Genomic DNA, 22,958 nt, shown 5'->3' on the forward strand with positions numbered 1-22,958 from the left:
AGTGTCATCCGGGCGACGGATTTAGGGACATTCTGATGCGAATAACGGTATTTCTTCTGATGCTGCTGCTGGTTGGGTGTAGTAGCCATCACGCGCCGCCGCCGAATGGCCGCCTTTCTGATTCCATCACCGTGATTGCTCAACTCAACGATCAGTTAGGTCGCTGGCGTGGCACGCCTTATCGCTACGGCGGGTTAAGTCGAGGCGGTGTGGATTGCTCTGGTTTTGTTTATCTGACCTTCCGCGATAAATTCGATATGCAACTGCCGCGTTCTACCGTTGACCAGACGGATATTGGCACTCGCATTGATAAACGCGATTTGCTGCCCGGTGATCTGGTCTTCTTTAAAACGGGCAGCGGAGAGAATGGCCTGCATGTGGGTATTTATGATACCGATAACACCTTCATCCACGCTTCTACCAGCCAGGGCGTGATTCGCTCTTCACTGGATAATGTCTATTGGCGCAAGGTATTTTGGCAGGCACGTCGTATCTGAATGATTACCATACCAGTGCTGAATGACCTATTCTCTTCATGGTTTTTCAGCCGGTTTATTATTGAATTCCCCTCAAATTTAACTCTCATTTAAAATGGCACTTTACCTGTGCTCGCATAAATACTAAAAATAAGACTGAATTTATTTAATGAGTATGGACAACCCCCTCGGCTATTTGGCTTAAGTTTTATTTATGGCTTAAAACGGTTTAATCAGGCACAAAATTGCGTCTCTTCTAACGTTTGGTCCTATTGCCTGACCGTTTTCATTGATATACGATGCGCCAATTGCCACTGCTTCTGGCTGCTAAAATGAAAGTCCATTTATCTGCCGACTATCAGTCGGAAACCTGGTTCTATCCAGTTTACACACTGGCGGGCCAGCTGACTGCGGTCGAGCTGGTGACGCAATTCGTCCACGACAGCGCACCTATTACGCTGCCGCAGGATTTGCTGTTGCCGCAATTAGACGATGCGCAGCAATTACGGTTAATGCAGAGCCAGCTTTCTTTACTGGAAAAGTACCGTGACTTTTTTGAGCTACATCAAATTACCGCTTTGGTTCGTATTGATGATTCGATGGCGTTAACGCTGCTTGAAAGTGAATTTCTGTTAAGGAAATTTAAACAACTTCCTTTTATTATTCTCGATATTAGCGAAACGTTTCCGCAATTAGCGCGCGGAAAAGCGCAGCCACTTCTGGCAACATTACAGCAGGAATTCCGTTTATCACTTTCCCAATTTGGTGCGGGTAAAGCACCTGCAACCGCAGTTTACGATAATCTCTTTAGTGTACTGAAACTGGATAAAACCTTTATACAAGGCCTGGCTAAACGTGCATCTTTTACACCATTTATCCAAACGGTCATCGATAATTTCTCAGATTATGCCGATCAGCTCATAATATGTGGTGTTGACGATAACCTCATGCTGGAGAAAGTCAGCACGCTGAGCGGAGCTCAACTACAAGGCAATTTGTTCCCGGTTGTCAAAGCGGAACGGTTAGGTGATCTTATTTATCCTGATGTGACTTCGCACACCCCTTCACAGCAGTAGTCCTTTCAACTGTCATCCGCTGACGCCCAGCGTTACACTGAACCCTATTCTTTAAACTCACTGTTGGTGCTTTTTGTGTGCACCTTCTGGAGTGGTGATGCAATTTATTAATAGCTGGCAGCAAGAGCTGCCGGGATGCTATACGGCGCTGATGCCAACGCCGTTGGAAGGCGGGCGTCTGTTCTATCATAACGCGCCGCTGGCGGCAGAAATGGAACTGGATGCCGGGCTCTTCACTGGGCAGGGGCACGGCGTCTGGAGTGGTCGTGAGCTATTGCCAGGTATGGCCCCGCTGGCGCAGGTTTACAGCGGACATCAATTTGGTGTGTGGGCCGGCCAACTGGGCGACGGGCGGGGCATTCTGCTGGGTGAACAGCAACTGACGAACGGACGTAAACTCGACTGGCATTTGAAAGGGGCGGGATTGACACCCTATTCGCGTATGGGTGATGGCCGGGCGGTGATTCGTTCCAGCGTGCGTGAGTTCCTGGCTTCGGAAGCGTTGCACCATTTGGGGATTCCCACCACTCGCGCGCTGGCTCTGGCGATTGGCGATGAGCCAGTGCTGCGTGAAACGCAGGAACGCGGGGCAATGCTGATGCGCATCGCTGAGAGTCATCTGCGTTTTGGTCACTTTGAACATTTTTACTATGGCGGCGAGCAGGATAAGGTCCGGCAACTGGCAGATTACGCCATTCATCATCACTGGTCAGAGTTAAGCGATGACGCTGACCGCTATGTGCTGTGGTTTACCGATATCGTGAAACGCACTGCCAGCCTGATCGCCCACTGGCAGAGCGTAGGCTTTGCGCATGGCGTGATGAACACCGACAACATGTCGATCCTCGGACTGACGCTGGATTATGGTCCCTATGGCTTCCTTGATGATTACCAACCCGGATTCATCTGCAATCACAGCGATTATCAGGGGCGTTATTCCTTTGAGAATCAGCCGATGATTGGTTTGTGGAACCTCAATCGTCTGGCGCATGCATTGTCAGGGTTGATGAGCACGGATCAGTTAAAACAGGCGCTCAGCCATTATGAAACGGAACTGATGCGGGTCTGGGGTGAGAAGATGCGCGCTAAACTGGGCCTTCTGACCGCTGATGCCAATGACAACGCGATTCTGACGCAACTGCTGTCGCTGATGACACAAGAGCGAAGCGATTACACGTTGACCTTTCGCTTACTGAGTGAGACGCAGCAGCATCAACAGCGTTCGCCGCTGCGTGATGAATTTATCGACCGCGAGGCGTTTGACCACTGGTACGACGGCTATCGCCAGCGTCTGCTGCAGGATGAGGCAACAGATGAGCAACGCCAGCAGGTGATGAAAGCGGCCAACCCTGCGCTGGTGTTGCGCAATTATCTGGCACAGCAGGTGATTGAAGAAGTCGAGCAGGGTGAGAAGGCGGCGCTGGAGCGGCTCCATTTGGCTTTACAACAGCCATTTGATGATGCGGCCGTCAGTGCAGAGTTACGCCAACGGCCGCCAGAGTGGGGCAAAACGCTGGAGGTGAGTTGCTCCAGCTAAGGTGATTAAAAACGGCTGTCGACCGCGGCAGCCAGTTTCTCCAGCACTTCGGCGCTATCTTCCCAGCTCAGGCAGGGATCGGTAATGGACTGACCGTAGTTTAACGGCTCGCCGCTCACCACTTTCTGATTACCTTCCTGCAGGAAACTCTCAATCATCACACCCGCCACCGCACGTGATCCCGCACGAATTTGTGCTGCCACATCATCCGCAACATCGCGCTGGCGACGATGCTGTTTCAGGCAGTTACCATGACTGAAGTCGATGATCAGCTGTTCCGGCAAATTAAAGTCACGCAGGTTTGCGGCCGCGGCCGCGACATCTTCGGCGTGGTAGTTAGGTTGACGGCCACCGCGCAGAATCACATGACCATGCGGATTGCCGCTGGTCTGGTAAATCGTCATTTGACCGTGTTTATCCGGAGACAGGAACATATGACTGACGCGTGACGCGCGAATCGCATCCACTGCGATTTGCACATTGCCGTCTGTACCGTTTTTGAATCCGACCGGGCACGACAGCGCCGATGCCATTTCACGGTGAATCTGACTCTCCGTGGTGCGTGCACCAATGGCGCCCCAGCTGATCAGGTCGGCAATAAACTGGCCGATCACCATATCAAGGAACTCGGTGGCGGTCGGCATACCGGTGGCGTTGATATCCAGCAACAGTTTACGAGCAATGGCGATGCCGCGATTAACGTCGAAACTGCCATCCAGATCCGGATCTGAGATCAATCCTTTCCAGCCGACCACCGTGCGCGGTTTTTCGAAGTAAGCGCGCATCACGATTTCCAGACGATCCTGGTAACGTTCGCGTAACACGTTGAGGCGTTCGGCATAGTCCAGCGCAGCTTTAGGGTCGTGTAGCGAGCACGGGCCGATAATCACCAACAGGCGTGGATCTTCACCGGTCAAAATGCGTGCAATACGCTGGCGCGCAGCGGTGACGGTGGCCGCCACCTCCGGTGAAATGGGGTGTTCTTGCGCAAGCACAGCGGGCGTTTGCAGGCTGCCGATGCGCGCGGTACGCAGTTCATCAGTCTTGTTCATTGAGATTCTCAAAATCTGTTCTTCGCAACGGTGAAATACCGGGAAGTGATGGTGGTCACAATAAACCAATAGGCCGCGAATTCAACCCGCTAAAGAGAAAGGTGAGCGAAACAAGACGGAAGCCAGGCTTTACGGCCTGGCGTACAGATCAATACATGCTGCGACGCAGACCCATAATGTCGAGGATTTTGGTGGCAATCTCCTCTACCGAATAGTTGGTACTGTTAAGGTAACGAATCTGATGCGTGCGGAAGAGCGCTTCCACTTCCCCCACTTCCAGGCGGCACTGGCGCATCGAGGCATAACGGGTATTTTCTGCACGCTCCTGCCGAATCGCCGCCAGACGTTCAGGATCGATGGTTAATCCAAACAGCTTATGTTGATGGGCGCGTAACGCCGGCGGCAATTTCAGGTTATCCATGTCATCGGCGATAAAGGGATAGTTTGCCGCACGCACACCAAACTGCATCGCCAGATAGAGGCTGGTGGGTGTTTTGCCACAGCGAGAGACGCCGAGCAAAATGACCTGTGCATCCTCCAGACCACGCAGTGAGATACCATCATCGTGCGCCAGGGTGTAATCAATCGCGGCAATACGCGCATCATATTTGCCGAGATTGCTCGCCGTCAGACCATGGGTTCGATGCGCCACTGGCATTGAAGATACGCCAAGCTCACTTTGCAGCGGACCCACTAACGCCTGCACGATGTCCTGGCAAAATCCTTCGCTTTCCAGAATGATTTCGCGCACATCCGGGGTGACGATGGAAAAGAACACAATCGGACGTACGCCGCTTTGCTGATACAGCGCGTTAATCTGCGCCTTCACCGCCTGAGCTCGCTGAACATTCTCAACAAAGGGCAGGGTCACGCTGTTGATATTCACGGGGAATTGCGACAGCACGGCATGCCCCAATACCTCCGCGGTAATGGCGGTACCGTCTGAAATGTAGAACACACTGCGCTCAGTGCTCATAGGCGAAATCCCCTCTTATTTACTTTTGCGTAACAATGTCATTGCCGATGTTTCATTTTAATTAAAAATAAAATGAAATATCCATATCGTGAGTGCTTTCTGCTGGAATTTTATTTTTGTGATGAACAATATTAGATGAAATGCTGTTTTGAAAACGGCTATTTCCCCGCAATTTTTATCACAAGGTAAAAATAAAGTCTGAATCTGTTGCGCAACAAAAAGCAATGGCTAACCCTCTGAAAAGGGGAAAAATATCGTTGCGGCAATGTGTCGGCGTTAAATAAGACAGTTGCGCAACTTTGATGCCAGCGGGAACTAGTCCGAATTTGCGTTTCTTTTTCTGCTTTAACGATTCAACACTTAGTCTTTATTTATTGATTGTGCCAGGCTGTTTTGGCGAATAGCAAAATGTTCCATGTGCTCCAATCATTTAAATGAAGGATAATCTCAATGTCCAATCAAGACCAACAGTCGCTAGTGCTCTGGTACAACCAGCTTGGCATGCATGATGTTGATCGGGTGGGGGGCAAGAATGCTTCCCTGGGAGAAATGATTACTAACTTGTCGTCACTGGGCGTCTCCGTGCCTAACGGCTATGCCACGACATCTTACGCCTTTAATCTGTTTCTCGATCAAAGCGGACTGAACCAGCGCATTTATGATTTGCTGGACAAAACGGATATTGATGATGTTGAAGAGCTGGCTAAGGCCGGTAAACAAATTCGTCAATGGGTCGTGGACACGCCATTCCTGCCTGAGCTGGAAGAGGCGATTCGTACTGCCTATGAGCAACTCTCCTCTGATGATGCCGACGCTTCCTTTGCGGTGCGCTCATCCGCCACCGCTGAGGACATGCCCGATGCCTCGTTCGCGGGGCAACAGGAGACCTTCCTTAACGTGCAGGGCTTTGATGCGGTGCTGGTGGCCGTGAAGCACGTGTACGCTTCTTTATTTAACGATCGTGCGATCTCTTACCGCGTGCACCAGGGCTACGACCATCGTGGCGTTGCCCTGTCAGCGGGTATTCAGCGCATGGTGCGATCCGATCTCGCGTCTTCTGGCGTAATGTTTACCATTGATACCGAATCCGGTTTCGACCAGGTGGTCTTTATCACCTCGGCGTTCGGTCTTGGTGAGATGGTGGTGCAAGGTGCGGTGAACCCGGATGAATTCTACGTGCACAAACCCACACTGGCAGCCAATCGCCCGGCCATCGTGCGTCGCACTATGGGTTCCAAAAAGATCCGCATGGTGTATGCCGATTCTCAGGAGCACGGTGAGCAGGTGCGCATTGAAGATGTCGATCAGGAGCAGCGTGACCGCTTTAGCCTGACCGATGACGAAGTGCAGGATCTGGCGCGCCAGGCGGTGTTGATTGAGCAGCACTACAAGCGCCCAATGGATATCGAGTGGGCGAAAGATGGTCACACCGGCAAATTGTTCATTGTGCAGGCGCGTCCGGAAACCGTGCGCTCTAACGGTCAGGTGATGGAGCGCTATAACCTGCAAGGGAAAGGCAAGGTGCTGGTCGAAGGCCGTGCCATCGGCCATCGCATTGGCGCGGGTGAAGTGAAAGTGATTCATGACATCAGCGAAATGCATCGCATCGAGAAAGGTGACGTGCTGGTCACCGACATGACCGACCCGGATTGGGAACCGATCATGAAGAAGGCCTCCGCGATTGTGACTAACCGTGGTGGCCGTACCTGCCATGCGGCGATCATCGCACGTGAGCTGGGCATTCCTGCCGTCGTTGGCTGTGGCGATGCCACCGATTACCTGAAAGATGGACATAAGGTGACCGTTTCCTGTGCTGAAGGCGACACCGGTTATGTGTATCAGGATCTGCTGGACTTTGAAGTGACCAGTTCGCAAGTGGATACTATGCCGGACCTGCCACTGAAAATCATGATGAACGTCGGTAACCCGGATCGCGCCTTTGACTTCGCCTGTCTGCCAAATGAAGGTGTTGGTCTGGCGCGTCTGGAGTTCATCATCAACCGTATGATCGGTGTGCACCCGAAAGCGCTGCTGGAGTTTGACCAGCAGACGCCAGAATTGCAGCAGCAGATTCGTCAAATGATGAAGGGCTTCGATGATCCGGTTGAGTTTTACATTGCGCGCCTGACCGAAGGCATCGCCACCCTGGGCGCGGCCTTTGCGCCGAAGCGCGTGATTGTGCGTCTCTCTGATTTTAAATCGAACGAATACGCCAATCTGGTGGGCGGCGAGCGTTACGAGCCAGAAGAAGAGAACCCGATGCTGGGCTTCCGTGGCGCGGGGCGCTATGTGGCAGACAGCTTCCGCGACTGCTTCGCGCTGGAGTGTGAAGCCGTGAAACGTGTGCGTAACGAAATGGGTCTGACTAACGTCGAGATTATGATTCCGTTTGTGCGTACCGTTGACCAGGCGGCGGCCGTGGTGGAAGAACTCGGTAAGCAGGGTCTGAAGCGCGGTGAGAACGGCTTGAAGGTAATCATGATGTGTGAAATCCCATCAAACGCCTTGCTGGCTGAACAGTTCCTGCAGTATTTCGACGGCTTCTCTATCGGTTCGAACGACATGACACAGCTGGCGTTGGGTCTGGACCGCGATTCTGGCGTGGTGTCTGCACTGTTTGATGAGCGCAACGAAGCGGTGAAGGCGCTGCTGTCGATGTCGATTCAGGCCGCCAAGAAACAAGGCAAATATGTTGGAATTTGTGGCCAGGGTCCTTCAGATCATGAAGACTTCGCTGCGTGGTTGATGGAGCAGGGTATTGATAGCCTGTCATTGAACCCAGATACCGTGGTGCAAACCTGGTTAAATCTGGCGGAATTGGATGCTGCTAAGCAGTAATCAGACATCAATTAGGGCGCGTTCGGGGTAAATCTGAAGCGTCCTTGATGAAATCATTAAGGCCAGCGCTGCTGGCCTTTTTTTTATCCATAAAAAGTACAAAAAAAAAGCCCATCACAGGGGATGGGCAAAGACTACACACAGCAATTCTTCACTTTACTCAGGGGAAAAAGGTTGTTTAAAAATCAGTGGTTTGATCTCAAACATAGGATTCATGTTATTCATCAGGCTTGCTGGCGTCTTTAAGAATCCTCTTATTAGTTTAAAGCTGATAATCTTTTCTGAGCTTTTTTAACGGTTGCGCCTGATGATTCAGTTCGAAAAATAATCATTCCGTTGGCGAAATCCACCTAAAGCGCCTAAATCTGCGTTTTTTCTTAAAAATCGCTTATGAAAAATAAAGGGTGGTGTAGGCAATTATGTGACAGCGATTAAGTTGCTTTCAGCGCGGTAGGTAAGGCAAATCAGAAGTGGGAGAAGAAGGCGGTGCATTTATTTGCACCGCTCGCGGAAAGGGTCAGCTTTAAGGTTGCTCTTCCTCGTGTTCGGCAAGAGCTTCGATGGCCGTTTGCGGGTCATCATCCGGGGCAGGCGCTTCATGCATCCACACGGAAACCAAACGATAAGATACCGCTAGCACCACCGGGCCAATAAACAGTCCAATCATGCCAAAGGCGATCAATCCCCCGATAACGCCGGAAAGGATCAGAATCATCGGCAAATCCGCGCCCATACGAATCAGCATCGGACGCAATACGCTATCGAGCGTGCCGACCACGCAACTCCATACCAACAGTATCGTGCCCCAGGTAGTATCGCCACTCCAGTAGAGCCAGATGATAGCCGGTACCAGCACCACCAAGGGCCCCAACTGCACCAGGCACGTCAGAATCATTAGCACGGTGAGCAAGGTGGCATAAGGGATGCCGGAAATCGCCAGGCCAATACCGCCCAGCACACCCTGCACAAGCGCCGTCACCACCACACCCAGCGCCACGGCACGAATCGCTTGCCCAGCCAGCAGCACCGCAGCATCGCCGCGACGTCCGCCCATACGATAAGCGAAGTGACGAATGCCGTGGCCGACCTGCTCACCGCGCCAGTAAAGCAACACGCTAAACAGCAGCATCACAGCGAGGTGGATCATAAAGCGGCCAAAGTGGCCGGCCTGCGCCACAAAGAAGCCGGTGGTGCGACCAATATAAGGCTGCAGTTGATTCAGAATCGCCGTACCGCCGCCATCGACCATTTTGTGATAGCTGGAGTAGGTTTTGTTGCCGACATACGGAATTTCGCGCAGCCAGACAAAATCCGGGAAAACCAGATGACGTTGCGTGGCCCAGGCAATCACCGGCGCGCTGTTGTCGATCAGGCTACTCACCAGCAGGGCAATGGGAATAATAAACAGCAGCAGTAACAGAATGGTCATGGCGATCACCGCCAGCGATCGTCGTCCCCACAGCAAATGCTGCAAACGGATCATTAATGGCCAGGTCGCAATCACCACCATGCTGGCCCAGGCAAACCCTAGGATAAAGGGCTGAACCACCCACAGGCAGGCGATGATCATGATGAGAATGAACATCAACGAGAACAGCAGTTGCGGTAGATCCATACCGCGTTGCAGGCTTTTCATCACAACGTTTTGACCTCAATTAATCCTTCGTGGTGGACCGCGTGGGCCCTGATCAATGATGAGCTATTTCCTGAAAATTAAACAGAAAAAAGCAGGTGTCGCGGAGGTCTTTCCTGAAAAAACAGCAGCCATTAAAAAAATATGATAAAACCAGTGATTGAAAAAAATAACCACGCAAACGTTTACAACATCTCGGTCACGCAATAATGATCCCACAGATTTCCCAGGCGCCAGGCCTCGTTCAACTGGTGCTGACATTCCTGCAGTCATTAAAAGAACAAGGCTTTACCGGCGATGTCGCCACCAGTTATGCCGATCGTCTCTCGCTTTCTACCGATAACAGCATTTATCAGCTGTTACCCGATGCCGCGCTGTTTCCGCGTTCGACGGCGGACGTGGCGTTAATCGCTCGTTTGGCGGGCGAAACGCGCTTTAACAGCCTGGTGTTTACCCCACGCGGCGGCGGAACGGGTACCAACGGTCAGTCACTCAATCAGGGCATTGTGGTCGACATGTCGCGCTACATGAATCGCATCCTTGAAATCAATCCTGAACAGGGCTGGGTGCGTGTGGAAGCGGGCGTGGTGAAAGATCAGCTCAATGCCTGGTTGAAGCCTTATGGATTCTTCTTCTCGCCGGAGCTCTCCACCAGTAATCGCGCTACCTTAGGCGGCATGATCAATACCGATGCATCCGGGCAGGGTTCGCTGGTGTATGGTAAAACCTCGGATCACGTGGAGGGATTGCGGGCGGTTCTGCTCGGCGGCGATATCCTGGATACCCGCGCGATGCCCACCGAACTGGCTGAGCAATTAGCAACAACACCGACAGCCGAAGGGCGTATCTATCATCAGGTGCTGAATCGCTGTCGTGATCAGCGTGAGCTGATTCTGGATAAATTCCCTAAGCTTAACCGCTTCCTGACCGGTTATGACTTGCGTCATGTTTTCAGCGATGACATGCAAACCTTCGATCTGACGCGTTTGTTATGCGGTGCAGAAGGGACGCTGGCCTTTATTACGGAAGCGCGTCTGGACATCACGCCGATCCCGAAAGTGCGTCGTCTGGTGAACATCAAGTACGACTCCTTTGACTCTGCACTGCGTAATGCCCCTTTCATGGTGGAAGCCAAAGCGCTGTCAGTGGAAACCGTGGACTCTAAAGTGTTGAATCTGGCACGTGAGGATATTGTCTGGCATTCGGTAAAAGAGCTTATTACCGATGTGCCGGACAAGGAAATGCTCGGCCTGAATATTGTTGAATTTGCCGGTGATGATGGCGAATTGATTGAACAGCAGGTCAACAGCCTGTGCGGTCGACTGGATGAGCTGATGGCGCAGCAGCAGGGCGGTGTGATCGGCTATCAACTGTGTAATGACTTAGGCGGTATCGAGCGCATCTATAATATGCGCAAAAAAGCGGTGGGCTTGCTGGGTAACGCCAAAGGGCGCGCGAAGCCGATTCCGTTTGTGGAAGACACGGCAGTTCCGCCAGAACAACTGGCGGATTACATCGTCGATTTCCGCGCCTTGCTCGATAGCCATGGCCTGAGTTACGGCATGTTTGGCCATGTGGACGCCGGTGTGCTGCACGTCCGTCCTGCGCTCGACATGTGCGATCCGCAGCAAGAGATGCTGATGAAGCAAATCTCCGACGAGGTGGTGGCGCTGACCGCACGCTACGGCGGATTACTGTGGGGTGAACACGGTAAAGGATTCCGCGCGCAGTACAGCCCGGAATTTTTTGGCGAGACGCTGTTCAACGAACTGCGCGCAATTAAAGCCGCCTTCGATCCTGATAATCGCCTGAACCCTGGCAAGATTTGCACCCCGCTGGGCAGCAACGAGCCGATGATGCAGGTGGATGCGGTGAAACGCGGCACTTACGATCGTCAGATTCCGGTCACGGTGCGCACTGACTGGCGCGGTGCCATGGAGTGCAACGGCAACGGCTTATGCTTCAACTTTGATGCGCGCAGCCCGATGTGCCCGTCGATGAAGATTACCCGCAACCGTATCCATTCGCCGAAAGGACGCGCGACGCTAACGCGTGAATGGTTGCGTTTGCTGTCAGAGCAGGGCGTTGATCCCTCGCAGCTGGAACAGGCGCTGCCGAAACAGGGTGCCAGCCTGCGCACCCTGATCCAACGCACGCGTAACTCCTGGCACGCGAAGCAGGGCGAGTATGACTTTTCTCATGAAGTGAAAGAAGCAATGTCAGGCTGTTTAGCCTGCAAAGCCTGTTCGACGCAGTGCCCGATTAAGATTGATGTACCGGGCTTCCGCTCGCGCTTCCTGCAGCTTTATCACACGCGCTATTTGCGTCCGATGAGCGATCATCTGGTGGCAACGGTAGAGAGTTATGCGCCTTTGATGGCCAAAGCGCCAAAGGTGTTCAACTTCTTCCTGAAGCAGCCGTGGGTGCGCGATCTGAGTAAAACCCACATTGGTATGGTCGATCTGCCATTGCTTTCATCTCCAAGCCTAAAACAGCAGCTCGGTGGGCACCCGGCGATGAGCCTGACGCTGGAACAGCTGGAAGCGATGGATATGGCGCAGCGTGAAAACTGTGTACTGGTGGTGCAGGATCCGTTCACCAGCTATTACGAAGCGCAGCTGGTGACCGATTTCGTCAAATTGATTGAGAAGCTGGGTTACCGCCCGGTGCTGTTACCCTTCTCACCCAATGGCAAAGCACAACATGTGAAAGGCTTCCTGCAGCGCTTTGCGCGCACTGCCGGCAAAACCGCCGAGTTTCTTAATCGTGTCGCCCAATTGGGAATGCCGATGGTTGGGGTCGATCCCGCAACGGTACTGTGTTATCGCGATGAATATCAGGAAGTGCTGGGTGAGCAGCGCGGTGAGTTCAAGGTGCAACTGGTCCACGAATGGTTGCAGCAAGCCCTGGATGCGCGCGCGGTGCAGACTGCCAGCGGCGAGGCCTGGTATCTGTTTGCACACTGCACTGAAGTCACTGCGCTGCCCTCATCGCCGAATCAGTGGCAGGACATCTTTGCGCGTTTCGGTGCGAAGCTGGAGAACGTCAACGTCGGGTGTTGCGGTATGGCGGGGACGTACGGACATGAGAGCAAGAACCTCGAAAATTCGCTCGGCATCTACGAACTCTCATGGCATCCGCAGTTACAGAAACTGCCACGTCAGCGTTGTCTGGCGACAGGTTTCTCGTGTCGCAGCCAGGTTAAACGCGCCGAGGGCAATGGCATTCGCCATCCGCTGCAGGCATTACTGGAAATGATGTAAACAAATTGTAGGAGTCGTCACAAAGCTGGATTAGAATATCCAGCCTGCGTGACGGACGAAATCACTCTGCAGGCTGGTGGCTTTATCCCACTCGCCGCTGAGCGCCAGTTGATGACACAAGCGAGTCAACGACAGGCGCGCCAGTTGATAGGCCTGAATACGGAATAAACGGTCGCGATCGGCATTGCCCATCTCCTGCACTAAGCGGTGATGGAGCTTGCCCATGGCATGCAGATAGCTTTGGTCGTCGCCGTTAAGCTCGCAGATTTCTGCCATGTCGAGACAGGTGTCGTTAAAGCGACGCAGTTGGTCAATAGTACAATCGGTGCGGTTGAGCTTAGCCTGAGCCATGTAGAAGTCGACGGTGATATCACGCACTGAAAACTTATATTCATCGATTTTGTGTTGTAACCAGGCTGAGACGGTAAGCGTCATGTCGCTACCTTAAATGGGTTAATGATAATCATTATCATATTCAACCGCGTCAGGAATGCAATTCCCGCAATGAAATTTTATTAATTTCCTTTGCCTGTTACTAAAATCGGCAATAACAATCTCTTTACATTGAAGAAAGGCGTAACCTATCAATCATGACGATGTCGTAAAGTTGAATTTCTAAATTTTACGTCATTTTAACGGGTTACGCGGGTGTGGCGCGCACGGGAATGCCGCTCACAAGCTCGATTGAAGAGACTATGCTTAATAAAGCAACAGTAAAAAACAGCACGAGATGATTATCCCTGCAAAACAAGAGGTTGAAGTGGTATCTGATATCACTACCATAGGGGGATAGCCTGAAAAGGCCCAGACTTACGAGGTAGCACTATGTCATCAGTAAATGCAGCTTCCTTTTCACCCGACGATTTCGTCTGGAAAGGGCTTACGCTGACCGAATCGGCAGCGAAACAGATTCTTAACCTGGTTGAGGCGGATCCTGAAGTTAAGGGCCTTAGATTGGGTGTGAAGCAGTCCGGCTGTGCCGGTTTTGGGTACGTTATGGATCTGACAAAAGAGCCAGCCGATGACGACCTGACGTTTGAGCAATTCGGCGCAAAATTATTTGTGCCTCTTCAGGCTATGCCGTTTGTTGACGGTACCGAACTGGATTATGTCCGTGAAGGCCTGAACCAGATTTTTAAATTCAACAACCCTAAAGCTCAGCACGCCTGCGGGTGCGGTGAGAGCTTTGGCGTCGAGTAAGTAAAATGTCACGACACAGCGAAGCATCTGACGATGTACAAACGTGGGAAGGTAGCCTGAATTATAAAGAAGGCTTCTTTACCCAGTTGCAAACCGACGAATTGGCACACGGCATCAATGAAGATGTGGTGCGTGCTATTTCGGCCAAACGTAACGAACCTGAGTGGATGCTGGAATTCCGCCTCAAGGCTTTCCGTGCCTGGTTAGAGATGGAAGAGCCACACTGGTTGAAAGCTAACTACGCCTCACTCGATTATCAGGACTACAGCTACTATTCCGCGCCGTCTTGCGGCAACTGTGATGATAGCTGCGCGTCTGAACCGGGTGCGAAGCAAACCTCTGGCAGCGTCGCGTCAAGCGATTACCTGACCAAAGAAGTGGAAGACGCTTTCAATCAGTTGGGTGTTCCGGTACGTGAAGGACGTGAAGTCGCAGTTGATGCGATTTTTGACTCCGTATCCGTTTCCACCACCTACCGTGACAAACTGGCTGAGCAAGGCATTATCTTCTGCTCATTCGGCGAAGCGATTCACGATCATCCAGAGCTGGTGCAGAAGTATCTCGGTACTGTGGTTCCCCACAACGATAACTTCTTCGCGGCATTGAACTCTGCAGTGGCCTCAGACGGGACTTTTGTCTACATCCCTAAAGGCGTGCGTTGCCCGATGGAGCTGTCGACTTATTTCCGTATCAACGCGGCGAAAACCGGTCAGTTCGAACGTACCATTCTGATCGCCGATGAAGACAGCTATGTCAGCTATATCGAAGGCTGCTCAGCCCCGGTGCGTGACACCTACCAGCTGCACGCCGCAGTGGTTGAGGTGATCATCCACAAAAATGCCGAGGTGAAATACTCCACCGTACAGAACTGGTTCCCGGGCGGTGAAGGCGAGGGCGGTATCCTCAACTTCGTGACCAAGCGTGCGCTGTGTGAAGGCGACCACAGCAAGATGTCCTGGACGCAGTCTGAGACCGGTTCAGCCATCACCTGGAAATACCCAAGCTGCATTTTGCGCGGTGACTATTCCGTGGGTGAGTTCTACTCCGTGGCGCTGACCAGCGGCCGTCAGCAGGCGGATACCGGCACCAAGATGATCCACATTGGTAAGAACACCAAGTCGACCATCATCTCGAAAGGGATCTCTGCCGGTAAGAGTGAGAACACCTATCGTGGTCTGGTGAAAATCATGCCAACCGCGACCAACGCGCGTAACTTCACCCAGTGTGACTCGATGCTGATTGGTGCCGAATGCGGTGCGCACACCTTCCCATATGTGGAAACGCGCAACAACACGGCACAGCTGGAACATGAAGCCACGACCTCGCGTATTGGTGAAGACCAGATGTTCTACTGCCTGCAGCGCGGCATTAGCGAAGAAGATGCGATCTCAATGATCGTCAACGGCTTCTGCAAAGACGTTTTCTCCGAGCTGCCACTGGAATTCGCCGTGGAAGCGCAAAAACTGTTGGCTATCAGCCTTGAGCACAGTGTGGGCTGATGCCACACGCGTTGCCGGAAGCAATGTGAAGGAAAGAGTATGTTAAGCATTAAAGATTTACAGGTTAGCGTTGAAGACAAAGAGATTTTGCGCGGTCTGAACCTTGAAGTGAAACCAGGCGAAGTCCACGCCATCATGGGCCCTAACGGCTCAGGTAAAAGTACCCTGTCTGCAACGCTGGCAGGTCGTGAAGATTACGAAGTGACCGGTGGTTCTGTCAGCTTCCATGGCAAAGACCTGCTTGAGCTGGAGCCAGAAGAGCGCGCGGGCGAAGGCATCTTCATGGCGTTCCAGTACCCGGTCGAAATTCCGGGCGTCAGCAACCAATTCTTCCTGCAGACCTCTGTGAATGCGGTGCGTAAATACCGTGAACAGGAAGAGCTGGACCGTTTTGATTTCCAGGACTTCATCGAAGACAAAATTAAACTGCTGAAGATGCCTGAAGATCTGCTGACCCGTTCAGTGAACGTCGGCTTCTCCGGTGGTGAGAAGAAGCGTAACGACATTCTGCAGATGGCTGCTCTTGAGCCAGAACTGTGCATCCTGGATGAAACCGACTCCGGTCTGGATATCGATGCGCTGAAAATCGTCGCTGAAGGCGTTAACAGCCTGCGTGACGGTAAGCGTTCATTCATTATCGTGACCCACTACCAGCGTATCCTGGATTACATCAAGCCAGATCACGTGCACGTGCTGTATCAGGGCAAAATCGTTAAGTCTGGCGATTTCTCGCTGGTTAAACAGCTGGAGGAGCAAGGCTATGGCTGGCTTACCGACGAAGAGTGATAACGCCCTGCAACAGTGGCATCACCTGTTTGAATCGCGCGGTGAGGTGCGTTCTCTGCAGGCACAGCAGCACTGGCAGCAATTAATGCGTGTCGGCTTGCCGACCCGTAAGCATGAAAACTGGAAATACACCGCGCTGGATGGCCTGTTCGCCAACCAGTTCGTGTTGCCAGAAGCGCAGACCGTGACGGCGGAACAGGTTGCTGAGCTGGCGCTACCGGTGGATGCGGTGCGTCTGGTGTTTGTTGATGGCCGCTTCCAGCCTGAGCTGAGCGCGCGCGACACCGATCTGTTTGACGTGCAGCACAGCCGTGCGGCTGAACGCCGCCCCTTGCCGGCTGCGGTGCAGCCAGAAGTGTTCCTGCATCTCACCGAAAGCCTGGCGGAAGAAGTGACTTCCATTCGTCTGGCGCGCGGCAAATCGGCGGCACGTCCGCTGTATTTACTGCACATCACCAGCGGCAAAGCCGATGCGCTGAACACCGTTCATCACCGCCATCATCTTGAGCTGGAGCAGAGCGCCGAAGCTGAAGTGATTGAGCATTACGTGACGCTGAACGGTGCGGCCCACTTTACCGGTGCACGCTTTACCTTTGCTGTCGCCGACAATGCTCAGCTGAAACACATCAAGCTGGCGTTCGAAGAGAGCAGTAGCTATCACTTTGCACACAATGACATCGTCATTGGTCGTGATGCACAGGTCAGCAGCACCAGCTTCCTGCTGGGTGCTGGCTTGTCTCGTCACAACACCAGCGTGCAGCTCAACGGTGAAAACACCCAGCTGTCACTGAACAGTCTGGTGCTGCCGATCAACGCAGAAGTGGCGGATACCCGCAGCTATCTTGAACACAACAAAGGCTACTGCCTGAGTCGTCAGCTGCACAAAACCATCTCGCGCGATAAAGGCCGTTCGATTTTCAACGGTCACATTAAAGTGGCGAAGCATGCACTGAAAACCGACGGACAGATGACCAACAACAACCTGTTGCTCGGTCGCCTGGCGGAAGTGGATACCAAGCCGCAGCTGGAAATCTATGCGGATGACGTGAAGTGTAGCCATGGTGCGACCATCGGCCGTATCGACGATGAGCAGATGTTCTATCTGCGCTCGCGTGGTATCCCTGAAGATGCCGCACAGCAGATGATTATCCATGCGTTCGCGGCTGAATTGACCGAACTGCTGGAAGAAGAACCGCTGCGCCAGCTGGTGCTGGAACGCATTAGTGCGCGTTTCCCTGGAGTTGAGTTATGACTTTCGATCTCGAACGAATCAGAGCGGAATTTCCGATTCTGAAACGTGAGGTCAACGGACATCCGCTGGCCTACCTTGATAGCGCGGCCAGCGCTCAGCGCCCGCTCGCGGTCATCAATGCGGAAAGTTATTTTTACCAGCACGGCTATGCAGCCGTGCACCGTGGCATTCACTCGCTCAGTGCGCAAGCCACCACCGATATGGAAAACGTGCGCACCCAAGCCTCGCGTTTTCTCAATGCGGCATCGCCAGAAGAGATTATCTTCGTTAAAGGCACCACTGAAGGCATCAATCTGGTAGCCAACAGCTGGGGCGGCAGTCAGCTGCAATCGGGCGATAACATCATCATCACGGAGATGGAGCACCACGCTAATATCGTGCCGTGGCAGATGGTGGCGCAGCGCACCGGGGCTGAAATTCGCGTTCTGCCGCTTAACGAGCAGGGCGAACTGGCTGTTGAGCAGCTGAGCGGGCTGATTGATAGCCGCACGCGCCTGCTGGCAGTGACGCACGTTTCTAACGTCCTCGGTACAGTCAATCCGGTGAAAGCCATCGTGGCGCAGGCGAAAGCCGCGGGTGTTGTCACGCTGGTGGACGGTGCGCAGGCGGTGATGCATCACAAAGTGGATGTGCAGGATATCGATTGCGATTTCTACGTCTTCTCTGGCCATAAAATTTATGGCCCGACCGGTATCGGCGTGTTGTATGCGCGTAAAGCGCTACAGGAGATCATGCCTCCCTGGGAAGGCGGCGGTTCAATGATCGATCGGGTGATGCTGCCAACCGGCACCACCTGGAACACTGCCCCGTGGCGTTTTGAAGCCGGCACACCGAATACCGGTGGCATCATCGGCTTAGGCGCGGCGCTGAACTGGATCAGTGAGCTGGGATTGGATGTCATCAACGAACGTGAGACCTCTCTGATGCGTTACGCATTAGATAAGCTCGCGTCGGTACCCGACCTGATTATCTATGGTCCGGCACAACGCAGTGGCGTGGTGGCATTCAACCTTGGTAAGCATCATGCCTTTGACGTCGGGAGTTTCCTCGATCAATACGGCATTGCCATCCGCACCGGACATCATTGCGCTATGCCTCTGATGCGCCACTATGCGGTGCCCGCAATGTGTCGTGCCTCATTTGCGCTGTATAACAGTGAAGAAGAAGCCGATCGCCTGGCAGCAGGTTTGACGCGTATTCATCGTCTGCTGGGCGGTTGAGCAGATTTCAGGAGTTATCCATGGCGAATTTGCCAGAAAAAGAGAAGCTGGTGCGCAACTTTAACCGTTGCGCAAACTGGGAAGAGAAGTATCTCTACATCATTGAACTCGGTGCGAAATTACCAGAATCCTCTGAAAGCTTACAGCAGTCAGAGTATGTGATTTCGGGTTGTCAGAGTCAGGTGTGGATCCGCATGACCCCACAAGCTGATGGCACCATCGCCTTTGAAGGCGACAGTGATGCCGCCATTGTTAAAGGTTTGATTGCGGTAGTATTTAGCCTCTATCAGGGCTTGCAAGCGCAGGAGATTCTCGCGCTGGATGTCGGTCATTGGTTCGCAGAATTAGAGTTGACTCAACACCTCACTCCTACACGTTCTCAAGGATTGGAAGCGATGATTCGCGCGATCCGTCATAACGCTCAAAGCCTCAGCTAAGTTACACTCTCCAGACCCCGGCATGACCGGGGTCTGTTCCATCCGACAAAGAGAAAATTGCATGAAACCAGCGTTACGTTTAGCCGGTGCATTGCTGTTGTCCTGCTTCGGACTTTCTGCACCTGCATTTGCAACGGAATATCCCCTGCCAGCCGATAACAGCCGTTTAATTGGCGAGAATACCCTGACCACTGTCCCTGACGACAAACGGCCCTTAGAGAGCATCGCAGCGCATTATAAGATTGGGATGCTCGGCATGCTGGAGGCCAATCCTGGCGTCGATCCCTGGCTGCCCAAAGCGGGGACGCAACTGACGGTTCCATTACAAATGCTGCTGCCTGATGCACCCCGTGAAGGTATCGTCATCAACCTTGCTGAACTGCGTCTGTATTACTATCCGAAAGGGGAGAATCGCGTGGTGGTGTATCCAATCGGTATTGGCCAGTTGGGCGCAGCAACACCGAGCATGGTCACCAGCATCAGCCAGAAAATCCCCAATCCCACCTGGACGCCTACCGTCAATATCCGCAAACGCTACGCGAAAGAGGGCATCACCTTACCGGGTGTCGTTCCGGCAGGGCCAGACAACCCGATGGGCCTGTTTGCGATGCGTCTGGCGCGCGGTACCGGCCAGTATCTGATCCATGGCACCAACGCTGATTTCGGTATTGGGATGCGCGTGAGCTCAGGCTGTATTCGTTTGCGTCCGGATGATATCGAAGCGCTGTTCAACAGCGTGCCAAAGGGAACGAGGGTGCAGATCGTTAACGAGCCGATCAAGTATGCGGTGGAACCGGATGGCAAGCGTTACGTTGAGGTGCATCAGCCGTTGTCGCGCAATGAGAAGGACGATCCGCAAACCATGCCAATTGCGTTGACTGCGAAATCTAAGGCATTTATCAATAGTCAGAAGAGTGATACCGCACTGATCAAAGAGGCGATGGCGCGTCGTTCAGGGATGCCTGTACTGGTGAGCAGCGGCGAACCCGTCACGCAGGACACGGTGTTGCCGGATGTGCTGCAAACACAGCAGAGTGGCGCTGGGGCAGGACAAGCGACCATTAGCCAGGCAATGGGTGAGAGTGGCGCTAAACCCTGATTCAGGAAGGACCAAAATCAGGACAAAAAAAATGGTGCCACATGGGCACCATTTTTCAAACCAGAACTCTTACTTACGGTAAGAGTGAGCCTGGTTGTCCAGACGCTGGTTAGCGCGAGCCGCGTCATCTTTAGCAGCCTGAACGTCAGAACGGATTGCGTTCACGTCGTTGCTCAGCTGGTCAACTTTAGCGTTCAGAGTCTGAACGTCTGAAGACAGCTGGTCGATTTTAGCGTTGCTTGAGCAACCAGCCAGCAGAGTTGAACCCAGAATTACCGCGCCCAGTACCAGTTTAGTACGATTCATTATTAATACCCTCTAGAATTGAGTTAATCTCCATGTAGCGTTACAAGTATTACACAAAGCTTTTTGAGTTGAGAATAAATTTTTGATGAGAACATGCTTAAATTTGATCGTTCGCTCAAAGAAGCAGCGTTTCGCAGAAGATGATGAAAATATTTAGCTAAAACAGAGAGATTTAATCGGACTAACCTTAATTGTGCGGGATATTGAATAGTTATTATCGATTGGAAAAATCTGGATTTTGTATTAGCGCAAGAATAAAAAAAGCGCCCCGAAAAGGCGCTTTTAAATAAAACTTCAGGCAAAAATCAGAGTACGTGGACTGAAGCGGTGTTGGTCGTGCCACTTGGAACCAGTGCACCTGATACCATCACCACAACGTCGCCTTTCTGTGCATAGCCACTTTCCAGCGCCATTTCCTTGCCAATACGGTAGAAATCATCCGTTGAGGCAATTTCAGTCACCAGACGCGTCTCCACACCTTTGCTCAGAATCAGCTGACGTGCGGTGGTCGCATTGGTGGTCAGCGCCAGAATGGTGGCATCCGGGAAGTATTTACGAATCGCTTTAGCAGACTTACCGCCTTCGGTCGCCACCACAATCACTGGGGCTTCCAGCTTTTCTGCTGTTTCCACTGCGCCACGGCAAACCGCTTCGGTGATGCGCAGTTTGCGTGAATCCTGCAGCTCGCCAATGCGAGATTTCATCACGCGGTCGGTACGCTCACAGATGGTTGCCATGATGGTCACAGATTCCAGCGGGTAACGACCCTTAGCACTTTCACCCGACAGCATAACCGCATCAGTACCATCAAGGATGGCGTTCGCCACATCGCCTGCTTCCGCGCGGGTAGGGCGCGGGTTCTTGATCATTGAATCCAGCATCTGCGTCGCGGTAATGACCACTTTGCGTGCTTTGTTACATTTCTTGATCATCATCTTCTGCGCGAAGATCACTTCTTCAACCGGGATCTCAACGCCCAGGTCACCACGCGCAACCATGATGCCGTCAGACGCTTCCAGAATCTCGTCGAAGTTGTTCAGGCCTTCCTGGTTTTCGATTTTAGAGATGATCTGGATATGCTCGCCACCGTGGGCTTTCAGGTGCTCGCGAATCTCCAGTACATCCGAACGTTTACGGATAAAGGAAGCCGCGACGAAATCAACGCCTTGCTCGCAACCGAAGATCAGGTCACGTTTGTCTTTTTCAGCCAGCGCTGGCAACTGGATAGAAACACCTGGCAGGTTAACGCCTTTGTTTTCACCGAGGTCACCGTTGTTCAGCACATTACAGACGACCGTGTTTTCTGTCACTTCAGTAACCTGCATACCAATCAGGCCATCATCGACCAACACGGTGTTGCCGATTTTAAGGTCTTCGGTGAAGCCTGCATAGGTCACAGCAACACGTTCGCTGTTACCAATCACTGACTGATCGGTGGTGAAAGTGAAAGTCTGGCCGGCTTTCAATGAAACATCGTTGCCGCCTTCCAGTTTCATGGTACGAATTTCAGGACCTTTGGTGTCCAGCAGAATCGCGGCCTGACGACCGGTTTTTTCCATGACGGCACGCATGTTGGTGATGCGCTGACCATGTTCGGCATAATCCCCGTGTGAGAAGTTCAGGCGCATGACGTTCATGCCCGCTTCCAGCAGTTGAGTCAGCATCTCTTCAGATTCGGTTTTCGGACCGATAGTACAAACAATCTTGGTCTTTTTCATGTCAGGTTTTCTGTAAGTTGTGATGGATGATAGAGGTCGGGATTCGCGGCGTTTGGCAGCGAAGTGAAAATGTGTATGGTGTTGGTTTGGATCGTACAGGAGTAAGAATAGGTGACAGAGGCTAAGCGTGCAGAGAAGTTATGCAGTACGCGAGGGAACTGGCAGAGCAATGTTGCGCAAATCATTTGAGTTGTTGGCATAGGCACGTTAGCGCTGAAACCTTTCAGGTGGACAACGCGGCATAGTATAGACGCTAAGTATGCGAAAACCAATATAAAAGCTGAGAGAGAAAACGATGCAGATCAAGAAAAAGGGTGTTGCGCAAAGAGAGAGAAAACAAAGAGTGGTGCGCTCTAATGGACTCGAACCATCGACCCCCACCATGTCAAGGTGGTGCTCTAACCAACTGAGCTAAGAGCGCATTTTAGAAATTTGGTGCGTCCGAGTGGACTCGAACCACCGACCCCCACCATGTCAAGGTGGTGCTCTAACCAACTGAGCTACGGACGCACTTGGTGCGCTCTAATGGACTCGAACCATCGACCCCCACCATGTCAAGGTGGTGCTCTAACCAACTGAGCTAAGAGCGC

At 52.6% G+C, this 22,958-nt stretch carries 18 protein-coding genes, 3 tRNA genes and 1 other RNA gene; 12 read left to right on the top strand and 10 right to left on the bottom strand.

Annotation, left to right across the window (positions count from 1 at the left end; translation table 11 throughout):
• Window positions 1-35 precede the first annotated feature (35 nt).
• From AC1MDE_RS08910 to AC1MDE_RS08920, 3 genes are all read left to right on the top strand, one after another.
• The gene (locus AC1MDE_RS08910; protein ID WP_097119267.1) at window positions 36-497 is read left to right on the top strand and encodes an NlpC/P60 family protein; all 462 of its coding nucleotides are present in this window, start codon (window positions 36-38) and stop codon (window positions 495-497) included.
• Window positions 498-808: 311 nt separating this feature from the next.
• The gene (locus tag AC1MDE_RS08915; protein WP_097119291.1) at window positions 809-1,552 is read left to right on the top strand and encodes an EAL domain-containing protein; all 744 of its coding nucleotides are present in this window, start codon (window positions 809-811) and stop codon (window positions 1,550-1,552) included.
• Between the two features lie 97 nt (window positions 1,553-1,649).
• Window positions 1,650-3,089: a protein adenylyltransferase SelO gene (locus tag AC1MDE_RS08920; protein ID WP_479400956.1), complete on the top strand. Its 1,440-nt coding sequence runs from the start codon at window positions 1,650-1,652 to the stop codon at window positions 3,087-3,089.
• 5 nt (window positions 3,090-3,094) lie between these two features.
• Here AC1MDE_RS08920 and AC1MDE_RS08925 read toward each other — a convergent pair whose 3' ends face one another.
• Together AC1MDE_RS08925 and ppsR are read right to left on the bottom strand one after the other, a co-directional pair.
• A complete protein-coding gene (locus tag AC1MDE_RS08925; protein ID WP_058959745.1) occupies window positions 3,095-4,141 on the bottom strand; it encodes a 3-deoxy-7-phosphoheptulonate synthase in 1,047 nt (348 codons plus the stop codon).
• A 148-nt stretch (window positions 4,142-4,289) separates the two neighbouring features.
• Complete coding sequence (gene ppsR / locus AC1MDE_RS08930) at window positions 4,290-5,117, bottom strand: posphoenolpyruvate synthetase regulatory kinase/phosphorylase PpsR (protein ID WP_058959746.1); 828 nt, start codon at window positions 5,115-5,117, stop codon at window positions 4,290-4,292.
• A 450-nt stretch (window positions 5,118-5,567) separates the two neighbouring features.
• On the opposite strand from ppsR, the gene ppsA reads away from it, so the two are divergent.
• Window positions 5,568-7,955, top strand: coding sequence for a phosphoenolpyruvate synthase (gene ppsA / locus AC1MDE_RS08935; RefSeq protein ID WP_058959747.1), 2,388 nt, complete (start codon window positions 5,568-5,570; stop codon window positions 7,953-7,955).
• 99 nt (window positions 7,956-8,054) lie between these two features.
• Here ppsA and rprA read toward each other — a convergent pair.
• Together rprA and ydiK are read right to left on the bottom strand one after the other, a co-directional pair.
• Window positions 8,055-8,162: antisense sRNA RprA (gene rprA, locus AC1MDE_RS08940), an RNA gene on the bottom strand.
• Between the two features lie 316 nt (window positions 8,163-8,478).
• Complete coding sequence (gene ydiK / locus AC1MDE_RS08945; RefSeq protein ID WP_034821692.1) at window positions 8,479-9,591, bottom strand: AI-2E family transporter YdiK; 1,113 nt, start codon at window positions 9,589-9,591, stop codon at window positions 8,479-8,481.
• Between the two features lie 206 nt (window positions 9,592-9,797).
• Here ydiK and ydiJ point away from each other — a divergent pair, with 206 nt between their 5' ends.
• Complete coding sequence (gene ydiJ / locus AC1MDE_RS08950; RefSeq protein ID WP_480344488.1) at window positions 9,798-12,851, top strand: D-2-hydroxyglutarate dehydrogenase YdiJ; 3,054 nt, start codon at window positions 9,798-9,800, stop codon at window positions 12,849-12,851.
• A 30-nt stretch (window positions 12,852-12,881) separates the two neighbouring features.
• Here ydiJ and AC1MDE_RS08955 read toward each other — a convergent pair whose 3' ends face one another.
• Complete coding sequence (locus AC1MDE_RS08955; protein ID WP_045813973.1) at window positions 12,882-13,286, bottom strand: hypothetical protein; 405 nt, start codon at window positions 13,284-13,286, stop codon at window positions 12,882-12,884.
• A 390-nt stretch (window positions 13,287-13,676) separates the two neighbouring features.
• Here AC1MDE_RS08955 and sufA point away from each other — a divergent pair, with 390 nt between their 5' ends.
• From sufA to AC1MDE_RS08990, 7 genes are all read left to right on the top strand, one after another.
• Window positions 13,677-14,051: a Fe-S cluster assembly scaffold SufA gene (sufA, locus tag AC1MDE_RS08960; protein ID WP_038647312.1), complete on the top strand. Its 375-nt coding sequence runs from the start codon at window positions 13,677-13,679 to the stop codon at window positions 14,049-14,051.
• A gap of 5 nt (window positions 14,052-14,056) precedes the next feature.
• Window positions 14,057-15,550 (top strand): Fe-S cluster assembly protein SufB, encoded by a 1,494-nt coding sequence (gene sufB / locus AC1MDE_RS08965; RefSeq protein ID WP_038647310.1) that lies wholly within the window; start codon window positions 14,057-14,059, stop codon window positions 15,548-15,550.
• Window positions 15,551-15,589: 39 nt separating this feature from the next.
• Window positions 15,590-16,336 (top strand): Fe-S cluster assembly ATPase SufC, encoded by a 747-nt coding sequence (gene sufC / locus AC1MDE_RS08970; RefSeq protein WP_034821684.1) that lies wholly within the window; start codon window positions 15,590-15,592, stop codon window positions 16,334-16,336.
• Window positions 16,311-17,588, top strand: a complete 1,278-nt coding sequence (gene sufD, locus AC1MDE_RS08975) for a Fe-S cluster assembly protein SufD (RefSeq protein ID WP_038647308.1) — start codon at window positions 16,311-16,313, stop codon at window positions 17,586-17,588. The genes sufC and sufD overlap by 26 nt, the downstream gene beginning before the upstream one ends.
• Window positions 17,585-18,808 (top strand): cysteine desulfurase SufS, encoded by a 1,224-nt coding sequence (gene sufS, locus AC1MDE_RS08980; protein ID WP_480344489.1) that lies wholly within the window; start codon window positions 17,585-17,587, stop codon window positions 18,806-18,808. The genes sufD and sufS overlap by 4 nt, the downstream gene beginning before the upstream one ends.
• Before the next feature lie 20 nt (window positions 18,809-18,828).
• A complete protein-coding gene (gene sufE / locus AC1MDE_RS08985; RefSeq protein WP_479398389.1) occupies window positions 18,829-19,245 on the top strand; it encodes a cysteine desulfuration protein SufE in 417 nt (138 codons plus the stop codon).
• 61 nt (window positions 19,246-19,306) lie between these two features.
• On the top strand, window positions 19,307-20,344 hold the full coding sequence (locus AC1MDE_RS08990) for a L,D-transpeptidase family protein (protein WP_058959750.1): 1,038 nt from the start codon (window positions 19,307-19,309) through the stop codon (window positions 20,342-20,344).
• Between the two features lie 69 nt (window positions 20,345-20,413).
• Here AC1MDE_RS08990 and AC1MDE_RS08995 read toward each other — a convergent pair whose 3' ends face one another.
• From AC1MDE_RS08995 to AC1MDE_RS09015, 5 genes are all read right to left on the bottom strand, one after another.
• On the bottom strand, window positions 20,414-20,650 hold the full coding sequence (locus AC1MDE_RS08995; RefSeq protein WP_007374746.1) for a major outer membrane lipoprotein: 237 nt from the start codon (window positions 20,648-20,650) through the stop codon (window positions 20,414-20,416).
• A gap of 305 nt (window positions 20,651-20,955) precedes the next feature.
• A complete protein-coding gene (gene pykF / locus AC1MDE_RS09000) occupies window positions 20,956-22,368 on the bottom strand; it encodes a pyruvate kinase PykF (protein WP_034821670.1) in 1,413 nt (470 codons plus the stop codon).
• Window positions 22,369-22,712: 344 nt separating this feature from the next.
• Window positions 22,713-22,789, bottom strand: a tRNA-Val gene (locus AC1MDE_RS09005).
• A 12-nt stretch (window positions 22,790-22,801) separates the two neighbouring features.
• A tRNA-Val gene (locus AC1MDE_RS09010) sits at window positions 22,802-22,878 on the bottom strand.
• Window positions 22,879-22,881: 3 nt separating this feature from the next.
• Window positions 22,882-22,958 (bottom strand) — tRNA-Val (locus tag AC1MDE_RS09015).

This window comes from Pantoea folii (genome assembly GCF_056678875.1).